The sequence below is a fragment of the Klebsiella sp. MBT K-1 genome (assembly GCF_002556465.1).
GTDB classification, from domain to species: domain Bacteria; phylum Pseudomonadota; class Gammaproteobacteria; order Enterobacterales; family Enterobacteriaceae; genus Klebsiella; species Klebsiella grimontii.
Map to the genome: position 1 here is coordinate 14045 of NZ_PDEL01000021.1, position 17733 is coordinate 31777.

The following is a 17733-nucleotide window of genomic DNA, read 5'->3' on the forward strand; positions in this document are numbered from 1 at the left end:
CCCATTTTATAAAAGAGATATTGATCACAAAAAATGCGCTAATAAACCCGCTGTCAATATTAGGCTGGCAGAGATTTATCAGCATATTGTGATCTCTCTTGCAAATAATGCCCTTGAACTCAGGGAAAAATGTGGGCAGGCAAAACAGCGGAGACGGGCAATGAAAATTGGCATTGTTATTAGCGGCGGCGATGTTTCAGGAATTAATAATTTTATATTCCAGATTGCCAGACTGGCGAATGCCGATATCACCATTTTTAATGGTGGAATACCTGGGCTGTTGGATAAAAACCATCAGGAGGTGGCCTGGCGCGATCTGGTCGATTTCTCCATCGCCTCTATTCCGATCATTACCTCCGGGCGCACCAGCCGTCGGTTGCTGCGCAGTGAATATGAAACAATAGCCAAAAAAATTAAATCACTGCGCATTGATGTGCTGATTATGGCCGGCGGCGACGGTAGCCTGCAGTTTCTCAATACGCTGAGCGAATTTGATATTAACTGCTTTGGCGTCGGGATGACTATCGATAACGATGTGTACGGCAGTGATTATACGATTGGTTTCTCCACCGCCTGCGAGCAGATTATTAAAGAAGTTTCCCGCTTAAGAAATACCGGAAGAGCATTACCGGGCCGCGTGTTTATGGTCGAAATTCTGGGAGGGTATTGTGGAGAGTTAACGTTGCAATCCGCGATAAAAAGTAACGCCGATATCGCCCTGATCCCGGAATCGCAGCTGCCGTTGGAAACGCTGGCCGAGCGGGTGAAGCATAAGCTGACACAGCAAAACAGCGTGGTGATCCTGTGCTCTGAAGGCTACACCAGGGAATACTCTCCCGGATTTCAGGGAGCCATTGATACCATGATTAAGCAGCTCGAACCGCAAATTGGCGTGCGTATTCGTAAAACTATCGTTGGCTACGGTTTGCGCAATGGCGATCCGACCTGCGAAGAGATCTACCAGGGCACGATTATGGCCAGTGAAGTGGTTCGCTGCATTCAGTCAGGGATGAAAAATAAAGCCATTATAATTAATGCAAGTAACAAACCTATTCCGATTGATTTAATTAGTATGAAAAAACGTCTGGTCGACACTGAAGGACATCATTATAAACTTGCCAAACAACTCAATATAATTTGAGGAGACCCTACATGCTGAAAATTCTATGCGTATGTGGCTGCGGCCTCGGTTCAAGCTTTGCCATTGAAATGACGGCGAAGGCGGTTTTAAAGAAGCTGGAGATTCCAGCACAGATTGAACATACTACTATTTCCGAAGCCGGGGCGTTTAAATCAGATATGATTCTGACGCAAAAAACCTTTGCCGATATATTAACGGCGGATGCCAGCGAGGAGGAAATTAAACGCGTAGTGGTACTGCATAAGCTGACGGATAAAGACGAGATTGAGGCAAAGATCGTCGCATTCTTAAAAGAACGTAACCTGAAGGTAGCGGACTATGAATAGCTTTGTAGAGTTTATCGTCAAAGATTTACTCGGTCAGGCATCGATATTAATTGCATTTATTGCGATGCTGGGCCTGATTCTGCAAAAAAAATCAGCGGGTAAAACGGCAGAGGGGACGTTTAAAACGCTGCTCGGTTTCTTAATTATGATGGCCGGGATCAACATTATTGTCGCCACGCTAACGTTCCTTAACGATATTTTCACGCAGGGATTTGGCATGAAAGGCTACATTACCGATGTCGCCGCCATTGCCGGATTAGCCAACCGTGAATTAGGTTCCGAAGTCGCGTTGACCCTGATGGTGATTTTTGCCGTCAACATCATTATCGCCCGCCTGACGCCGCTTAAATATATTTTTCTGACCGGCCAGGCGCTGCTGTGGATGGCGACTATCGGCGCGGTGATTGGCTATAAAGCCGGGTTGACCGGGCTTCCGTTGATTTTAACCGGCGGTATTTTCGGCGGCGTGATGGCGGTACTGATGCCCGCCCTGGCGCAGCCGGTGGTCAGGCGCATTACCGGTTCCGATGACGTGGCGCTGGGGCACTTCTGCACTATCGGCTATCTGGTGCAGGCGGCGGTGGCTAAAGTAGTGGGGAAAGGGTCTCGCTCAACAGAAGACCTTGAATTACCGGATAACTTTAAGTTTCTTCAGGATACCTATCTCGCGATGGCGGTGGTGATGGTGCCGATGTACCTCATCCCCGCGGTTGCGGCGGGCCCGGAATATATCGCGCAGTTCTCCAACGGCATTAACTACCTGATGTACGCCTTTATGCAGTCCATTCAGTTTGTGGCGGGGGTATTCGTTCTCTACAGCGGCGTGCGCCTGTTGCTTAACGAGCTGGTGCCGGCATTTCGCGGGATTGCGATGCGCATTGTCCCGGACGCTAAGCCCGCGCTGGATTGCCCGGTGCTGTTTCCCTATGCGCCTAACGCGGTGATCGTCGGCTTCCTGGCGACCACCGTCGGCTCCATCATCGGCATGCTGGTGTTTCCCATGTTTGGCCTGGCGATGATCCTGCCCGGCCTGTTAACCAACTTCTTTGCCGGGGGGACGGCGGGTGTCTTCGGCAACGCGCTGGGCGGCCGCCGCGGGGCGATGATTGGCGGCGTCATTCACGGCCTGTTTATCACCTTCCTGCCCGCCATTTTGGTACCGATGCTGGAAAGCTACGGTTTTACCGGCGTCACCTTCAGCGATTCGGACGTCATTAGTTCCGGTCTGGTATTAGGCCACGCTTTCCAGAATAACTGGCTATTTGTCGCCCTGTTCATTGTTTTTGTTGCCGCACTGGCATGGTTCGTAAACGGTAAATCAGCGAAGCCGAAAGGGGAAAATGTTCATGAGTCTGTATAACTTCAACGCTATTCTGAAAATTGCGCAGGAAAGAAATTTTAAGGCCATTGGTTCATTTAATTTGCACTGTATTGAAATGCTGCCAGCATTTTTTAAAGCGGCGCAACAAAGCCATAGCCCGTTAATGATTCAAATCTCTACCGGGACGGCGGAATATCTTGGCTACCGGTTACTGGTGGATGCGGTTCGTTCATTAGCGGAAAGTGAAAACGTGCCGACCTGCCTGCATCTGGATCACTGCTCTGATATTAGCGCCATCGAAACGGCCATGGATGCCGGATTTACATCAGTGATGTACGACGGCTCCCATCTGGATTTGGAAGAGAATATCGGCAATACCCGCATCGTGGTGGAGATGGCGCGCCCGCGGAATATCACGGTAGAAGGCGAACTGGGGGCGATCGGCGGATCGGAAGACGGCAAAGCCGTGGCCGCGGAGGATATCTGCTTCACCACGGTGGAGGACGCCAAACGCTTTGTGGAGGAGACCCGGGTGGATATGCTGGCAGTCTCCGTGGGCACGGTGCACGGCCTGTATACCGGTAAGGCGCAAATCCAGCACCAGCGGCTAAAAGAGATTAGCGCCGCGACCGGCGTGCCGTTAGTGCTGCACGGCGGTACCGGCGTCAGCGATGAAGATATGCGCCTGGCCGTCACTGAAGGCATTAATAAGGTGAACGTCGGCACTGAAATGAACGTCCAGTGGGTCGATCGCTGTAAAACCACCTTTGAAAAAGGCAAAGTGAACGACAGCGTACGCAAATTTTTAATTCCGGCGAATAACGCGGTCACCCATGTATTAATGGAAAAAATCGCGCTGTTTAAATAAAAGCTTATTTTAAACCGTATTTTGTTGCCCTGCTGTCCGTCAGGGAGGAGCTCGCTATGTTTGAATCTTTGAAAACGTTGTGGAAAAAAGAGAATCAACCACCGCAGGATTATGACGAACAGTCCCGTCAGCTGGCCGGGGAAATAGCCAGACTGGAAGCGGAACTACAGGGCAACCCGGCTAATGGCGAAATACAGAAAGCCTTAATGCTGATGTATAACCGGGCGCTGGCGGTGTATGCCAAAAGTAAGAGTCATCGGCAGGAGATAGATGCGCTCTTTGTGCGTATTGATGAGTTACGCAATGTAATTCGCCGCAATATTTAGGGAGTGATGATGACGATAAAAGAACTGCTGATAGAGGCCGATGCGATTCAGGTCGGCGTCACGGAGTCCGACTGGCAGAAAGTGATCCATCTGGCGGCCAGCCCGCTGGTCGCGAAAGGGTATATCTCGGCGGATTACGGTCAGGCGGTAATCGATAATACCCTGAACCACGGCGCCTATTACGTTTTCGATGAAGGCGTCGCCATCCCCCACGCCAGGCCGGAATGTGGCGTCAGGCGTAACTGTTTTAGCCTGGTCGTGTTGGATAAGCCGATTCATTTTGCCGATAGCGAGAAGGCGGATATTGTCATTATGTTCGGCGCGCAGGACAGCAATGCCCATATTGAGGAGGGCATTCGGGCGATTATCGCCCTGCTCGATAATAACGAGACCATGGCGAAGCTGCGGGCCGCCAGCAGCAGAGAGGAGGTCGTCGTGTTGTTATGAACAAACATCTCACATCCGGCTGCAAAACGGTGATTTTAATTAACGGCATTCCCGCCTCGGGCAAAAGCACCGTCACCCGGCAGCTATCGGCAACCTTCAATCTGCCGCAGCTGACTATCGACGGTATTAAAGAGCCGTTTATGGCGTGCTTTAGCGAAATCGACAGATCTTTCAACCGGCAGCTGGGCTGCGCCGCTTATGAAGTCATCTGGTCGATCGTCGGCCACGCTCCGGCAGGCTGTATCTGGTTAATCGACGCCTGGTTTGGTTTTCAGCCGCGCGAAACGTTGCAGCGGCAGCTGCAGCAGGCGGGCGTTGAAAAGGTTCTGGAGATCTGGAACCGCATCTCGCCCGAGCTTGCGGTGTCGCGCTATGCCAGCCGGTTGCAGGATCGCAGGCCGGGGCACCCGGGCGAAGAGTATCTCCCGGAGCTGGCTCAGCTGGCGCAGCGGGCGGAACCCATGCGGCTGGGGCCGGTGTTTACCGTCGATCAGCAAAAACCGCTGGAGATGGCGCCTGTTATCCGTTGGCTCGAAGTACAAATGCAGTAATTCCTTAACTGCAGCTGCGCGGCGGCGCTTCGCTTTCGCGGCCTACAGGAATTGCGTAATTATTTGATATTACGGGTTTCGTAGGCCGGGTCAGGCGATACCTGCTATCCGCAGCAGCGCCGTCGCCACGGCGGCGGCGATAATCACCACGATCAGCGGCATCTTGCGCCAGGCGAGGAACACCGCCAGGCCAACGCCCAGCACCCGCGCCATCCCGGCAAAATGTTCGCCCTCGTAAAAGGTGGTCGCCAGCGCCACGGAAAAGAGCAGTACCGTCGCCGCATCGGAGAGCAGCGCCTGGGAGCGCTCGGAAAACGCCAGCCGGCTGCCGAGCTTCGCTCCGCCTAAACGCATTAAGTAGGTACCCAGCGACAAAATCGCAATACCGGCGATAAATAGCGTCATATTGCCCATTATTTTTTCCTCGTCAGCAGGCCAAACAGCGACAGTAAAACCGGCAGACCAACCGGCGCGAAAGGCACGGCGGCCAGCGATAGCGCCGCTCCGCTACAGGCGCGGATCAACGTGGTGCGGTTTTTAAAGGCCGGCACCACCAGCGCCAGCAGAATCGCCGGGAATACCGCATCGAGGCCAATGGTCTCCGGCGCCGGGAGCAGCTTGCCAACGCCCGCGCCTAACAACGCGCCCAACGGCCAGATCAGCGCCACGCCAAGGCCGCACAGCCAGTAGGCGGCCCGCCGCTGCTCGGGGGTTTTCTGCGACAGACCAAACACCACGCTTTCATCGTTCATGATGTGGCAGCCGAGGAAGCTGGCGGCGCGCTGGCCGACCAGGTCGCGCACCGTTACGCCGAAGGGAATATGGCGCGCGTTGACCAACAGCCCGGCCGCCGCCGCCGCCAGCGGGTTGCCGCCGCTGGCGACAATGCCGATAAACATAAACTCTGAAGCACCCGCCAGGACGCAAACCGAAAGCACAAAGGGGACCCAAATCGGGAAGCCGTAGGCGACGGCCAACGAGCCGTAGGACATCCCGACGATGCCTACCGCGAGGCAGACTAAAACAATTGCTCTGAGGGTGTCGCCCTTAAGCGCGGCGAAGTGCTGTTTCATACTCTTTAGCCATATCGAACGAATTTCCATTATAATGAACGCAACAGAATCGCATTTCAAGACGAACGAATCGTTCGTTATAAAAAACACGGAGGGCTGTATGACTCAGCCAATTAGCCTGATTGCCAAAAGCCTGGTACGTGAGCGCGCGCGCACCGGCCTTTCCCTTGCCGAAGTTGCGCGGCGGGCGGGAATTGCCAAATCAACGTTATCGCAGCTGGAATCCGGCAACGGCAACCCGAGCCTGGAAACCCTCTGGGCGCTGTGCGTGGCTCTTGATATTCCCTTTGCCCGGCTGCTGGAGCCGCAGGTCAACACCACGCAGGTGATCCGCCGCGGCGAGGGGACGAAGGTGGTCGCCGAGCAGGCGAACTATCAGGCGATTTTGCTGGCCGCCTGCCCGCCGGGCGCCCGGCGCGATATCTATCTTCTGCTAACCCAGCCGGGGGCTGACCGTATCTCTCACCCTCATCCACCCGGTTCCGTGGAACATATTATTATCACCCAGGGGCGGGCGCGGGTCGGCCTCACGGAGGCGCCGGAAGAGTTGGGAGAGGGGGATTACATCTGCTATCCCGCCGATCGGCAGCACGTTTTCCAGGCGCTGGAACCGGATACCCAGGCGCTATTGGTCGCCGAGCAGAACTAGTCACGGCGGCAGGGTGGACGCCATGCCCGTATTGCGGGACACTAGCCGCATTCTCCCGCGAAGACAGGGAAACTTATGTCGCTGAAAGCCATTGCTAAAGAACTTGGGATCTCGGTTACAACCGTCAGCCGCGCGTTGAACGGCTATGACGACGTGTCGCAGGAGACGCGCGCCCGCGTCGAGGCCGAAGCGCAGCGTCGCGGCTATCGGCCAAACACCTTTGCGCGCCGCCTGAAAATGGGCAAAATCGACGCCGTCGGCCTGGTGTTCCCCGTGCGTCCCGCGCCGCTGAATAACAACGTCTTTCTCGAAATGGTGGGCGAAATCAGCCACGAACTGGCGCGCTACGAGATTGATTTACTGCTGATTGCCGACGATGAACAGGCCGATAAGCACGGCTATATGCGTATGGTGCAGAGCCGCCGCGTCGATGCGCTGATCGTCGCGCATACGCTCGATGACGACCCGCGCCTGATTCAACTGCTCTCTGCCGGCTTTCCTTTTCTGGCGCTGGGCCGCAGCCGCCTGCCGCAGCCCTACGCCTGGTTTGATTTCGATAACCAGGCGGGAACGTATCGCGCCACCCGCCACCTGATTAGCCAGGGGCACCGACGCATCGCGCTGCTGAGCGAAAATAACAATCAGGCTTTTATTACCCAGCGCCGCAACGGTTATCTGCAGGCGCTGCGCGAAGCGGGTCTGGCGGATACCTGGCTGCGCAGCGTGCCGCCCACCCGCCGCGGCGGGTTTCAGGCAACCATGGAACTGCTGCGCTTGCCTGAACCGCCAACGGCGATTGTCACCGATTGCAATACTCACGGCGACGGCGCGGCGATGGCCCTGGCTCAACTGGGGCGTCTGACTGGCGATAACCGTGTTGCATTAGTGGTTTACGACGGTTTACCGCAGGATAGCATCATTGAAACTCCGGTTGGCGCGGTGATTCAATCCACCCGCCAGGGTGTGGGTCGCCAGATAGCCAGCATGGTTCGCCGCTTAATCGCCGGTGACGATCTCGCCTCGCTCCAGGTGCTCTGGCAGCCTGAATTTATCTCCGGCGAAACCGCCTGATTTCCCGCCCGTTAGATTAATTTCCTGAACTCGATCACGGATCCGAAACGTTTTGGTTGGCGTCCGAAACGTTTCGGATCAACAGTAAGACATTCCTTGTTGTGGAGATGTCTAATGTCTGATTCGATTTTACGCCTGCAAAGCGCAGTGGCCGACGTGGTGATCAAAACCCATCCGTTCGCCGAAATTATCTACTGGGGGCCGCATTTAAGCCACTTTTCGCCGCAGGATGCCGCCAGCATCGCCCGCCCGGTGGCCAACGGTCGCCTCGACGTCGATTCCCCGGTGACCTTGATGGCCGAACTGGGGCACGGTCTGTTTGGCGCGCCGGGCATTGAGGGCCACCGTCAGGGGCTGGATGCCTCACCGATGTTCACCACCACCGAGGTGGTGCAGGACGGGCAGAAGGTTACTCTCTTCAGCGAAGACGCGCAGGCTGGCCTGCGGTTATGCAGTGAAATCCAGCTTGATAGCAGCGGCGTACTGAGCGTGCGCCATGGCTTAACCAACCTGCGCCCGCAGCCGTGGCAGGTGGATCGCCTGGCCGTCACGCTGCCGGTCGCCGAACGCGCCCGCGAAGTGATGGCCTTTCATGGCCGCTGGATCCGCGAATTCCAGCCCCATCGTCTCATTCTGGAACACGACAGCTTTGTGCTGGAAAACCGCCGCGGACGCACCTCTCACGAACATTTTCCGGCGCTGATTACCGGCAGCCGCGCCTTTAGCGAGATGCAGGGCGAAGTGTGGGGCGTGCACCTGGGCTGGAGCGGTAATCACCGCCTGCGGGCGGAAGTGAAAACCGACGGGCGGCGCTACCTGCAGGCGGAAGCGCTCTATCTGGCGGGCGAAATGGCGCTGGCGGAAGGGGAAACGCTGTGGACGCCGAACCTCTACGCCAGCTATTCAGCGCAAGGGCTGAACGGCATGAGCCAGCAGTTCCACCGCTATTTGCGCGAACAGATTATTCGCTTCCCGGACAACAAGGCGCGCCCGGTGCATCTCAACACCTGGGAAGGGATCTATTTTGACCACGACCCGCAGTACATCATGCGCATGGCGGATGAGGCGGCGGGGTTGGGCGTAGAGCGCTTTATCATCGACGACGGCTGGTTTAAAGGGCGCAACGACGACTGGGCGGCGCTCGGCGACTGGTATCTCGATGAAGAAAAATATCCTGACGGTCTGACCCCGGTTATCGACCACGTGAAGTCGCTGGGGATGGAGTTCGGCATCTGGGTTGAGCCAGAGATGATCAACCCGAACTCCGATTTATACCGCGCGCATCCCGACTGGGTGCTGGCGCTGCCGGGCTATACGCCGATCCCCGGACGGCATCAGTTTGTCCTGAACCTGAATATCCCGGAAGCCTTTGATTATCTGCTGGAGCGGATGAGCTGGCTGCTGGGCGAGCACGCCGTGGACTATGTGAAGTGGGATATGAACCGCGAGCTGGTGCAGCCTGCGCATAACGGTAAAGCCGCCGCCGATGCGCAAACTCGCCAGTTCTATCGCCTGCTGGATACGCTGGTGGCCCGCTTCCCGCATATTGAATTTGAGTCCTGCTCCTCCGGCGGCGGGCGTATCGATTATGAAGTGCTGAAGCGCAGCCATCGCTTCTGGGCTTCCGACAATAACGATGCCCTCGAGCGCAACACCATTCAGCGCGGCATGAGCTACTTCTTCCCACCGGAAGTGATGGGCGCGCACATCGGCAACCGCCGCTGTCACGCCACTTTCCGCCAGCACAGTATCGCTTTCCGCGGCCTGACGGCGCTGTTCGGCCATATGGGGCTTGAGCTGGATCCGGTGAGCGCCGATGAGCAAGAGCGCGCGGGTTACCGCAAATACGCGGCGCTACACAAGCAGTGGCGCGATGTTATTCATCACGGCGTGCAGTGGCGTATCGATATGCCGGACGCCACAACCCTCGCGCACGGCGTGGTGAGTGAGGATAAGAGCCAGGCGATTTTCCTCGTCAGTCAGCTGGCGATGCCGGACTACACCCTGATGGCGCCGCTGCGCGTGGCGGGACTGGAAGCGGGAGCCCGCTACCGGGTGACGCTTCTCGACCATCCCGATATCCAGATTACGGGAGAGGGCGGCCATACGATGCGTAAGCTGCCGGAATGGATGACGACACCGCAGACCGTAAGCGGCGAGTGGTTACAACAGGCGGGGCTGGCGCTGCCAATCCTCGACCCGGAAAGCGCCATTTTGATTGGCCTGCAACGCGTGTGATGGTAACGGGCCGCGCGTCGGCCCTTTTTGAGGAGTACACAATGAACCCGACCGTCTGTACCCATAAAAACAACCCCAATTTCTGGATTTTCGGGCTGTTCTTCTTTCTCTACTTTTTCATTATGGCCACCTGCTTTCCGTTTTTGCCGATCTGGCTATCGGACGTCATCGGCCTGAATAAAACCGAGACCGGTATTGTTTTCTCCAGCCTGTCGCTGTTCGCTATCTGCTTTCAGCCGATACTGGGCGTGATCTCCGATAAGCTGGGGCTGAAAAAGCATCTGATGTGGATCGTGACCGTGCTGCTGGTGCTGATCGCCCCCTTTTTCCTCTATGTCTTTGCGCCGCTGCTGAAAACCAATATCTGGCTCGGGGCACTGAGCGGCGGGGCCTACATCGGCTTTGTTTTCTCCGCCGGCGCCGGGGCGATGGAAGCCTATATTGAGCGCGTGAGCCGCAACAGCGGGTTTGAATACGGCAAGGCGCGGACTTTTGGCTGCCTCGGCTGGGCGCTGTGCGCTACCACGGCGGGGATGCTATTCAGCGTTAACCCCGAGTGGGTGTTCTGGATGGGGTCAGCCGCCGCGCTGGTGCTGGTCGTACTGGTGGCTATCGCGAAACCGCAGGCCAGCCAGACCGCGCAGGTGATGGACTCGCTGGGCGCTAACCGATCATCGGTCGATTTAAAAACCGCCGTGCGCATGTTCCGTCAGCGCAAAATGTGGATGTTTATTCTCTACGTTATCGGCGTCGCCTGCGTATATGACGTCTTTGACCAGCAGTTTGCCACCTTCTTTAAATCTTTCTTCGCCACGCCGGAATCGGGCACCCGCGCCTTTGGTTTCGCGACCACCGCCGGGGAAATATGCAACGCGATTATCATGTTCAGCTCGCCGTGGATTATTAACCGCATCGGCGCGAAGAATACGCTGCTGATTGCCGGGATGGTGATGGCGGCGAGGATGATCGGCTCATCGTTCGCCACGACGGCCGCTGAAGTGGTGGCGCTGAAAATGCTCCATGCGCTGGAGGTCCCGTTCCTGCTGGTGGGGGCGTTTAAGTACATTACCGGCGTGTTTGACGTTCGGCTGTCGGCGACGATTTACCTGGTCGGCTTCCAGTTTTCCAAACAGGTGGCGGCGATTTTTCTCTCCGCTTTTGCCGGAAATATGTATGACCGTATCGGCTTCCAGGATACCTATATGATCCTTGGCGGCATCGCCCTGACCGTCACCTTGATATCCGCCTTTACCTTATCGGGCAAGGCCACGTCGGAAAAGATGCGCGATAACGCCATGACGGTTTAGAAAACAGGTCGATAATGCACAGGGATGTGCTGGAGAGATGAGGAAAATTTGCACTATGGATATGAAAGCAAGAATGAACAGCGGCGAGCTCTATCTTGATTCAGGATATGGTTTACCGGAACAGCGGCTGATGGGCAAGGCGCGGGCCTATGAGTACAATCACTCGCATCCTTTTAATCAGGAATTAAGAGACGATATTATTCGACGCATGTTTGCCAGCGTCGGTAAAGCGTGCTGGATAGAACCGCCGATTAATATTGCCTACGGAACTCACACCACTATCGGCGATAATTTTTACGCCAACTTCAACCTGACGCTGGTTGATGATGCCGACATTATCATCGGCAATAACGTGATGTTTGCGCCCAACGTGACTATTTCCACCGCGGGCCATCCGGTTCATCCGGATCTGCGCCACACCCAGCAGCAATTCTCGCAGCCGGTTATCATCGAGGATGGCGTATGGCTTGGCACCGGGGTGATTATCAACCCTGGGGTCACTATTGGTAAAAACTCGGTTATCGGCGCCGGAAGTGTGGTGAATCGCTCAATACCAGCGAATGTCGTCGCTGCTGGCGTCCCTTGTCGGATATTAAGAGAAATTAGCGATGAGGATAAGAATAAATATCAACTGTTTGCGGGGTGAATAGCCAAAATAAAATAGAAAAATCTGCCTGATATAAAAAACAAAAAATAAATACGGGTGAGTTTATGACTCACCTGGCCCTCTTTTACCTCCGGAAAATAAAAATGAATAAAAAAGCATTATCGATAGCCATGGGTTTGTCTTTAATAACGGGTTCAGCGGTAGCAAAAAATAATCACCTGACTCTTGAACAGCGTATGGAACAACTGGAAGCGCGGCTTGCCGCCGCTGAGAATCGGGCGACGGTAGCGGAAGAGCAGGTTCGGAATTTACAGACGCAACAGGATGCCGCTATTCAGGCGGCACAAACCAGCGTAGCGGTTAAAAGCGTGGCTCCGGCTGCAGAGAGTAAAAAGAATATGACCGCGCCGGAGTTGAAATTAACGGGCTATGGCGATCTGAAAATCTACGGTGACGTGGAATTCAATATGGATGCGGAAAGCAAACGTGGCTTGCTGGCGATGACTAACGCTGATGTTGGTAGCGACCCAACCTACGAGAACTGGGATTTAAACGGTCGTATCCTGCTCGGCTTCGATGGTATGCGTAAAACGGACAGCGGCTATTTTGCCGGGTTCACCGTCCAACCGTTGGCGGATATGACTGGTTCGATGAATCTTGATGATGCCGCGTTCTTCTTTGGTCAGGAAAATGACTGGAAGGTTAAGGTGGGGCGTTTTGAAGCTTACGACATGTTCCCGCTAAATCAGGATACCTTTGTCGAGCACTCCGGCAATACCGCCAACGACCTGTATAGCGACGGTCATGGCTATATCTATATGATGAAAGAGGGGCGCGGGCGTTCTGACGCAGGCGGCAACTTCCTGCTAAGCAAGCAGCTTGATAACTGGTATTTTGAGCTCAACACTTTGTTGGAAGACGGCACTTCGCTGTATAACGACGGCGGTTACCACGGTCGCGATATGGATCAGAAAAAGAACGTCGCTTACCTGCGCCCGGTGGTCTCCTGGGCGAAGGACGAAGTGTCCGTGGCGGCGGCCATGGAAGCGAACGTGGTGCAAAACGCCTATGGCTATCACGATGCGCAGGGCAACTTCGTCGATCAGTCCGGCCGCACAGGTTATGGCCTGACTATGACCTGGAACGGCCTGAAGAGCGACCCGGATAACGGCGTGGTGGTGAACCTGAACACCGCTTATATGGATGCCAGCAACGAAAAAGATTTTACCACCGGGGTGAACGCGCTGTGGCGGCGCTTCGAACTGGGCTATATCTACGCGCATAACAAAATCAGCGATTATGCTGGAGTCATTTGCGATAACGACTGCTGGATTAAAGACGAAGGTACCTACAATATTCATACTATCCACGCGTCGTATCAAATTCCGAACGTGATGAATATGCAGAATTTTAATATTTATCTTGGGGCCTATTACTCTATTCTGGATAGCGACGATAAGCTGAGCCAGAGCGATGACGACGATCGCTATGGCGCGCGGTTGCGCTTTAAGTATTTCTTCTAATTATTTAAGTATTCAACGATCATATTATTGAATAGTATTTTTATTGATAATAATTTCAATAATATAAAAATTATACCAATGCCTCATTCTTAGTGAACATGAAATCCACAACGTTGTGGTTTACATGGATTATAAGGATGAGGCCCTTTCATACACGCCCTTCCGATTAAACTTGTCTCAGCCAGCTAAATTGAGAAGGCCGAACGTGCTTCCATGTAACAAAGCAACATGTGAACTGGCTTACATTTCCGATCGCGATCACAATTTATAGTAAGCACCAGTGTTAGGGGGCGTACTCAATCATCATGGCATCGATCAAAGACGTAGCGAAAAGAGCGGGGGTCTCGACGGCGACCGTATCACGAGTGCTTAACAATCATCCCAGCGTGGTGCCGGAAACCCGGCAGGCGGTACGCGATGCGATGGATTATCTCTGCTATGTGCCCAGTAAGAGTTCGTTTCAGCTTAGCGGTAAATGTTCAGGGCTGATTGGCGTGGTGTTGCCTAATCTGATGAATCCTCACTTCTGTGAACTGCTGGCGACAGTGGAGGAAGAGGCCCGGTATATTGGCAAATCGGTGATCGTTAAAACGCATCAGAATCAGCCGCAGCAGGATAAACATATTATTCATACCCTGGTGGGAATGGGCATTGACAGTTTGTTATGGGTACCGACGGAAGCGGAGGCCGAACTTTCCGAATGGTTAACCATTACCCGCATCCCGGTCGCCATCGTCACCCAGGTGTCCCGCTTCTTTAATTCCGTTTCGATTAATCAGGATCGCGGGGCGGAAAGCATTGCGGAACATTTTATCCACACGGGTCATGTTTCATTTGGCTTTGTTGCCCAGGAAGGCGTTGATAATCGCAAGGTATCGTCGTATAGCAAAAAAATAGCGAGCCACGGCTTAACGCTCGCCAAAGATAATTCGTTCTGGATAACCAAAGGTGAAGGTGAGAGAGTTTCCGGGCATATTCAAATTCTTGATGTCATTATCGAGAAGCTCAGCGAGCCAGATCGTACCTGTTCATGCCTGTTGGTTTATAACGATATTGCTGCCAACTATATTATCGATGGGCTTAAAGAAAAAGGTATCTCCATTCCAGAAGATATCGCTATTGCCAGTTTTGATAATACCCTGCTGGCGCAAACCAAAAAAATTACCAGCGTGGCACAGCCGGTCAATGAAATTGCTCACCTCGCGTTCCAGATGGTAAAGCATCAACAGCAGCCGGACAGTATTGAAATGCATGAAATCGTCTCCCGGTTAATTATCCGCGAGAGCAGCGTAAAGATTAATATTACCTCCCTGTAAGGGATAGGTATTTAGTAATGGCGCAACGTTAGCGTCATGGGCTCCTTTTAACAAAAAATAGGTGTATTTATGTCTGCTACCGCAATGGAAAAGCCAGGCGCTTATGAAAAGCTCGGGCTCAGGGAGAAGATCGGCTACGGCATGGGTGACGCCGGGTCGGGAATGATATGGAGCGTCCTGGCGCTATATCTGACGTGGTTTTATACCGATGTTTATGGCCTGAATGCCGGGGTGGTTGGCACATTATTCCTGGTTATCCGTATCTTTGACGCTTTTAGCGATCCGCTAATGGGGGCAATCTGCGACCGCACCGTCTCGCGCTGGGGTAAATTCCGCCCATGGTTATTATGGATGGCGTTTCCGTTTGGCCTGGGCGCGGTACTGATGTTTACTACCCCCGATCTCAGCATGAACGGCAAGATTATCTATGCCTGGGTCACCTACCTTGTCATGTCGCTGATTTACACCGCGATTAATATTCCCTATTGCTCGGTCGGCGGCGTGATTACCCTCAATCAGAAAGAGCGTATGGGCTGTCTGTCCTGGCGCTTTTTCCTTAATGGCCTGGCGACATTAATTATTTCCTCCTCTATTCTGCCGTTAACGGACTGGCTGGGTAACGGCGATCGCGCCTCCGGTTTCCAACTGACCATGATCATTATGGGCGGCGCGGCAACGCTAATGTTCCTGTTCTGCTTCTCCAGCATTAAAGAGCGGGTGGTGTCGGTGAAGCAAAACGAGTCGTTAAAGAAAGACCTGCGCGATATCATCAAAAACGATCAGTGGCTATTGATGATCTCTATTACCTTCCTGAACGTTTTCCCGGCATTTATCCGCGGCGGTGTAATCATCTATTATGCTACCTATGTGATGAAGGCGTCTGTCGGATTTATTACCTTCTTTATGGCGCTGGGCGTGGCCTGTAATATGCTGGGCAGCGTGCTTGCCAAACCGCTTACCGATCGTTTTGATAAGCTGGCGCTGTTCCGCGTTATTAATATTATCCTTGGTATTCTCTCGTTTGCGCTGTGGTTTATTGATCCGCAATCGCTGACCCCGCTGATGACGCTGTTCATCATTATTAACGTCCTGCATCTCATCCAGTCTGGCCCTATTCTGTGGGCGATGATGTCCGACGTCGACGACTACGGCGACTGGAAATTTGGTAAACGCCTGACCGGTATCTCCTTCGCCGGTAATCTTTTTATGCTGAAAATGGGGCTGGCGGTGGCCGGCGCTATCGTCGCCTGGATTCTGGCGTTTACCGGCTATGTCGCGAATGAGCCGCAGCAAAATTCGCAGACCCTCCAGGGCATTATCGTGATGTTCTCCCTGCTGCCGATGGTGAGCTATTTCATCAGCGCGTATCTGGTGCGCTACTTTAAGCTCAATAACGCTTTTCTTGAAAGAATTAAAACGGATCTGGCAAAGCGCGAGCTGGAAAAAGGCCGCGGTTAATGATCGGGAGCGCAGAGTATCGGTTTTATTCAACAATGATATATCTACGATTTAAATATTTTTTATTGATTTCCATTTAATATCAAAGGAGGTTTTATGGTGCCTGAAAATTATTATGACGTCACGCGGTGGCCGGTGGGTAATCCCTATCAGGATATTGGCGAAGTGATTAATAGTATTATCGCCGATATTAAATCCCGGCAAACCGAAACCGATATCAACGACGGTGGAAAACCGGGCGCCGCTATTTTTATCCCGCCCGGCGATTATCATCTGACGACGCAGGTCTTGATTGATATAAGCTATTTAAAAATAATGGGCGCCGGGCATGGTTTTGTCTCTTCAAGTATTCGCTTTAATACCCCTGCGGATGAATGGGCGAACCTGCACGATCTGTGGCCGGGCGGGAGCCGTATCCTGGTCGATCTCTGCCCGCAGGACGGCGATGAAGAGCACGCCGGCGCCGCGTTTTATGTAAAGCGCAGCGGGGCGCCGCGTATCAGTTCGGTCGCGTTCGAAAACTTCTGTATTGATGGCCTGCACTTTGTTGATGATGGGCTGGGAAACAACGACCCGGAAAATACCTACACCAACGGTAAAACTGGAATTTATATCGCTAGCGCGCAGGACGCCTTTCGGATCACCGGGATGGGGTTCATCTACCTCGAGCATGGCCTCACCGCGTACAACAGCGATGCGATGGCGATCCATAATAACTTTATTGCCGAATGCGGTAACTGTATCGAGCTCCGCGGCGCCGGGCAGGCGTCAAAAATAACCGATAACCTGATTGGCGCAGGCTATAAAGGCTATTCCATTTACGCGCAAAACTTCGGCGGGTTATTAATTTCTACCAACAATATTTTCCCGCGCGGCGCCAGCAGCGTCCACTTATCCGGCGTTGTACGCTCCTGCGTCACCAGCAATCGATTCCATTCGTTTTATCCAGGCATGCTGATAATGGAGAACAACTGCGCGGAGAATCTGATCTCGGCAAACCACTTCTTGCGCGATCGTGAGCCCTGGCCGCCGATGCAGGCTTATGACAATGGGCGGGATGATACCTATGGCCTGCTGTATATTGAGGGAAGTAATAACTCGATAATTGCCAATCATATTTCCGAAACCCTCGATGTCCAGTATCTCAAGCCGCGGGGAATAAAGCCGATCGTCATCCGTCTTGTTGCCGGTAAGGGAAACTACCTTGCCAATAACCATATCGTGGCGACAACTGAGGCGTCGGCGGCGCAGGCGCAACCGTCGGAAGAGGATGCCTGTTTTGCGGCGCAGGTCAGCGCCTTGCTCACCACGGACAGATTAAAAGCCCTCGATGCGGTCGCCGTGCTGGTAGAAAAGAGCTCTGCGCAAAACACGATACTGGATAGCGGAAGCGACAGTCAGGTGCTGATGGACAGGGCGGTAAACGCCTTCAGGGCCACGCCCGTTCCCGGAACGATTTAACGCTCTTCAACCTCAAGCGGTGGCCCCGCTAAACGCAGCGGGGCCGTCAT

At 53.9% G+C, this 17733-nt stretch carries 18 protein-coding genes; 16 read left to right on the plus strand and 2 right to left on the minus strand.

Annotation, left to right across the window (positions count from 1 at the left end; all coding sequences use genetic code 11):
* Positions 1-160: 160 nt before the first annotated feature.
* Genes CMQ96_RS24915 through CMQ96_RS24945 form a run of 7 tightly spaced genes read left to right on the plus strand, consistent with a single transcriptional unit; the run spans position 161 to position 4980 of the window.
* Complete coding sequence (locus tag CMQ96_RS24915; RefSeq protein ID WP_004132843.1) at positions 161-1141, plus strand: 6-phosphofructokinase; 981 nt, start codon at positions 161-163, stop codon at positions 1139-1141.
* Positions 1142-1152: 11 nt separating this feature from the next.
* Positions 1153-1467, plus strand: a complete 315-nt coding sequence (locus CMQ96_RS24920; protein ID WP_004127154.1) for a PTS sugar transporter subunit IIB — start codon at positions 1153-1155, stop codon at positions 1465-1467.
* Positions 1460-2827, plus strand: coding sequence for a PTS sugar transporter subunit IIC (locus CMQ96_RS24925; protein WP_004127157.1), 1368 nt, complete (start codon positions 1460-1462; stop codon positions 2825-2827). Before CMQ96_RS24920 ends, CMQ96_RS24925 begins: the two co-directional genes overlap by 8 nt.
* On the plus strand, positions 2814-3656 hold the full coding sequence (locus CMQ96_RS24930) for a class II fructose-bisphosphate aldolase (protein WP_024360597.1): 843 nt from the start codon (positions 2814-2816) through the stop codon (positions 3654-3656). The genes CMQ96_RS24925 and CMQ96_RS24930 overlap by 14 nt, the downstream gene beginning before the upstream one ends.
* A gap of 56 nt (positions 3657-3712) precedes the next feature.
* On the plus strand, positions 3713-3982 hold the full coding sequence (locus tag CMQ96_RS24935) for a hypothetical protein (RefSeq protein ID WP_024360596.1): 270 nt from the start codon (positions 3713-3715) through the stop codon (positions 3980-3982).
* Between the two features lie 9 nt (positions 3983-3991).
* Entirely contained in the window at positions 3992-4429 is a 438-nt protein-coding gene (locus CMQ96_RS24940; RefSeq protein WP_098067495.1) for a PTS sugar transporter subunit IIA, read from the plus strand.
* Complete coding sequence (locus CMQ96_RS24945; RefSeq protein WP_049085934.1) at positions 4426-4980, plus strand: ATPase AAA; 555 nt, start codon at positions 4426-4428, stop codon at positions 4978-4980. The genes CMQ96_RS24940 and CMQ96_RS24945 overlap by 4 nt, the downstream gene beginning before the upstream one ends.
* A 90-nt stretch (positions 4981-5070) precedes the next feature.
* On the opposite strand, the gene CMQ96_RS24950 is transcribed toward CMQ96_RS24945, so the two are convergent.
* Both CMQ96_RS24950 and CMQ96_RS24955 read right to left on the minus strand, forming a co-directional pair.
* Positions 5071-5394, minus strand: a complete 324-nt coding sequence (locus tag CMQ96_RS24950) for an AzlD domain-containing protein (RefSeq protein ID WP_004870654.1) — start codon at positions 5392-5394, stop codon at positions 5071-5073.
* Positions 5394-6053, minus strand: coding sequence for an AzlC family ABC transporter permease (locus CMQ96_RS24955; protein ID WP_004870653.1), 660 nt, complete (start codon positions 6051-6053; stop codon positions 5394-5396). Before CMQ96_RS24955 ends, CMQ96_RS24950 begins: the two co-directional genes overlap by 1 nt.
* Before the next feature lie 100 nt (positions 6054-6153).
* On the opposite strand from CMQ96_RS24955, the gene CMQ96_RS24960 reads away from it, so the two are divergent.
* The 9 genes from CMQ96_RS24960 (at position 6154) to CMQ96_RS25000 (ending at position 17683) form a co-directional block, all read left to right on the plus strand.
* Positions 6154-6702 (plus strand): helix-turn-helix domain-containing protein, encoded by a 549-nt coding sequence (locus CMQ96_RS24960; protein WP_098067496.1) that lies wholly within the window; start codon positions 6154-6156, stop codon positions 6700-6702.
* Positions 6703-6777: 75 nt separating this feature from the next.
* Positions 6778-7773: a substrate-binding domain-containing protein gene (locus CMQ96_RS24965; protein ID WP_004870647.1), complete on the plus strand. Its 996-nt coding sequence runs from the start codon at positions 6778-6780 to the stop codon at positions 7771-7773.
* 114 nt (positions 7774-7887) lie between these two features.
* A complete protein-coding gene (locus tag CMQ96_RS24970; protein ID WP_049085931.1) occupies positions 7888-10011 on the plus strand; it encodes an alpha-galactosidase in 2124 nt (707 codons plus the stop codon).
* A 41-nt stretch (positions 10012-10052) separates the two neighbouring features.
* The gene (locus tag CMQ96_RS24975; RefSeq protein ID WP_004870643.1) at positions 10053-11318 is read left to right on the plus strand and encodes an MFS transporter; all 1266 of its coding nucleotides are present in this window, start codon (positions 10053-10055) and stop codon (positions 11316-11318) included.
* Between the two features lie 55 nt (positions 11319-11373).
* Complete coding sequence (locus CMQ96_RS24980; protein WP_004870640.1) at positions 11374-11964, plus strand: maltose acetyltransferase domain-containing protein; 591 nt, start codon at positions 11374-11376, stop codon at positions 11962-11964.
* A 104-nt stretch (positions 11965-12068) separates the two neighbouring features.
* On the plus strand, positions 12069-13448 hold the full coding sequence (locus CMQ96_RS24985) for a carbohydrate porin (RefSeq protein WP_064342042.1): 1380 nt from the start codon (positions 12069-12071) through the stop codon (positions 13446-13448).
* Between the two features lie 305 nt (positions 13449-13753).
* Positions 13754-14764: a LacI family DNA-binding transcriptional regulator gene (locus CMQ96_RS24990; RefSeq protein WP_024360586.1), complete on the plus strand. Its 1011-nt coding sequence runs from the start codon at positions 13754-13756 to the stop codon at positions 14762-14764.
* A 69-nt stretch (positions 14765-14833) separates the two neighbouring features.
* On the plus strand, positions 14834-16222 hold the full coding sequence (locus tag CMQ96_RS24995; RefSeq protein ID WP_098067497.1) for a glycoside-pentoside-hexuronide (GPH):cation symporter: 1389 nt from the start codon (positions 14834-14836) through the stop codon (positions 16220-16222).
* Positions 16223-16318: 96 nt separating this feature from the next.
* Complete coding sequence (locus tag CMQ96_RS25000; RefSeq protein WP_064342043.1) at positions 16319-17683, plus strand: NosD domain-containing protein; 1365 nt, start codon at positions 16319-16321, stop codon at positions 17681-17683.
* The last annotated feature ends 50 nt before the right edge of the window (positions 17684-17733 follow it).

Coding starts and splice junctions, on each gene's coding strand:
- CMQ96_RS24915 (WP_004132843.1), top strand. CDS start 161: ATGAAAATTGGCATTGTTATTAGCGGCGGCGATGTTTCAGGAATTAAT.
- CMQ96_RS24920 (WP_004127154.1), top strand. CDS start 1,153: ATGCTGAAAATTCTATGCGTATGTGGCTGCGGCCTCGGTTCAAGCTTT.
- CMQ96_RS24925 (WP_004127157.1), top strand. CDS start 1,460: ATGAATAGCTTTGTAGAGTTTATCGTCAAAGATTTACTCGGTCAGGCA.
- CMQ96_RS24930 (WP_024360597.1), top strand. CDS start 2,814: ATGAGTCTGTATAACTTCAACGCTATTCTGAAAATTGCGCAGGAAAGA.
- CMQ96_RS24935 (WP_024360596.1), top strand. CDS start 3,713: ATGTTTGAATCTTTGAAAACGTTGTGGAAAAAAGAGAATCAACCACCG.
- CMQ96_RS24940 (WP_098067495.1), top strand. CDS start 3,992: ATGACGATAAAAGAACTGCTGATAGAGGCCGATGCGATTCAGGTCGGC.
- CMQ96_RS24945 (WP_049085934.1), top strand. CDS start 4,426: ATGAACAAACATCTCACATCCGGCTGCAAAACGGTGATTTTAATTAAC.
- CMQ96_RS24950 (WP_004870654.1), bottom strand. CDS start 5,394: ATGGGCAATATGACGCTATTTATCGCCGGTATTGCGATTTTGTCGCTG.
- CMQ96_RS24955 (WP_004870653.1), bottom strand. CDS start 6,053: ATGAAACAGCACTTCGCCGCGCTTAAGGGCGACACCCTCAGAGCAATT.
- CMQ96_RS24960 (WP_098067496.1), top strand. CDS start 6,154: ATGACTCAGCCAATTAGCCTGATTGCCAAAAGCCTGGTACGTGAGCGC.
- CMQ96_RS24965 (WP_004870647.1), top strand. CDS start 6,778: ATGTCGCTGAAAGCCATTGCTAAAGAACTTGGGATCTCGGTTACAACC.
- CMQ96_RS24970 (WP_049085931.1), top strand. CDS start 7,888: ATGTCTGATTCGATTTTACGCCTGCAAAGCGCAGTGGCCGACGTGGTG.
- CMQ96_RS24975 (WP_004870643.1), top strand. CDS start 10,053: ATGAACCCGACCGTCTGTACCCATAAAAACAACCCCAATTTCTGGATT.
- CMQ96_RS24980 (WP_004870640.1), top strand. CDS start 11,374: ATGGATATGAAAGCAAGAATGAACAGCGGCGAGCTCTATCTTGATTCA.
- CMQ96_RS24985 (WP_064342042.1), top strand. CDS start 12,069: ATGAATAAAAAAGCATTATCGATAGCCATGGGTTTGTCTTTAATAACG.
- CMQ96_RS24990 (WP_024360586.1), top strand. CDS start 13,754: ATGGCATCGATCAAAGACGTAGCGAAAAGAGCGGGGGTCTCGACGGCG.
- CMQ96_RS24995 (WP_098067497.1), top strand. CDS start 14,834: ATGTCTGCTACCGCAATGGAAAAGCCAGGCGCTTATGAAAAGCTCGGG.
- CMQ96_RS25000 (WP_064342043.1), top strand. CDS start 16,319: ATGGTGCCTGAAAATTATTATGACGTCACGCGGTGGCCGGTGGGTAAT.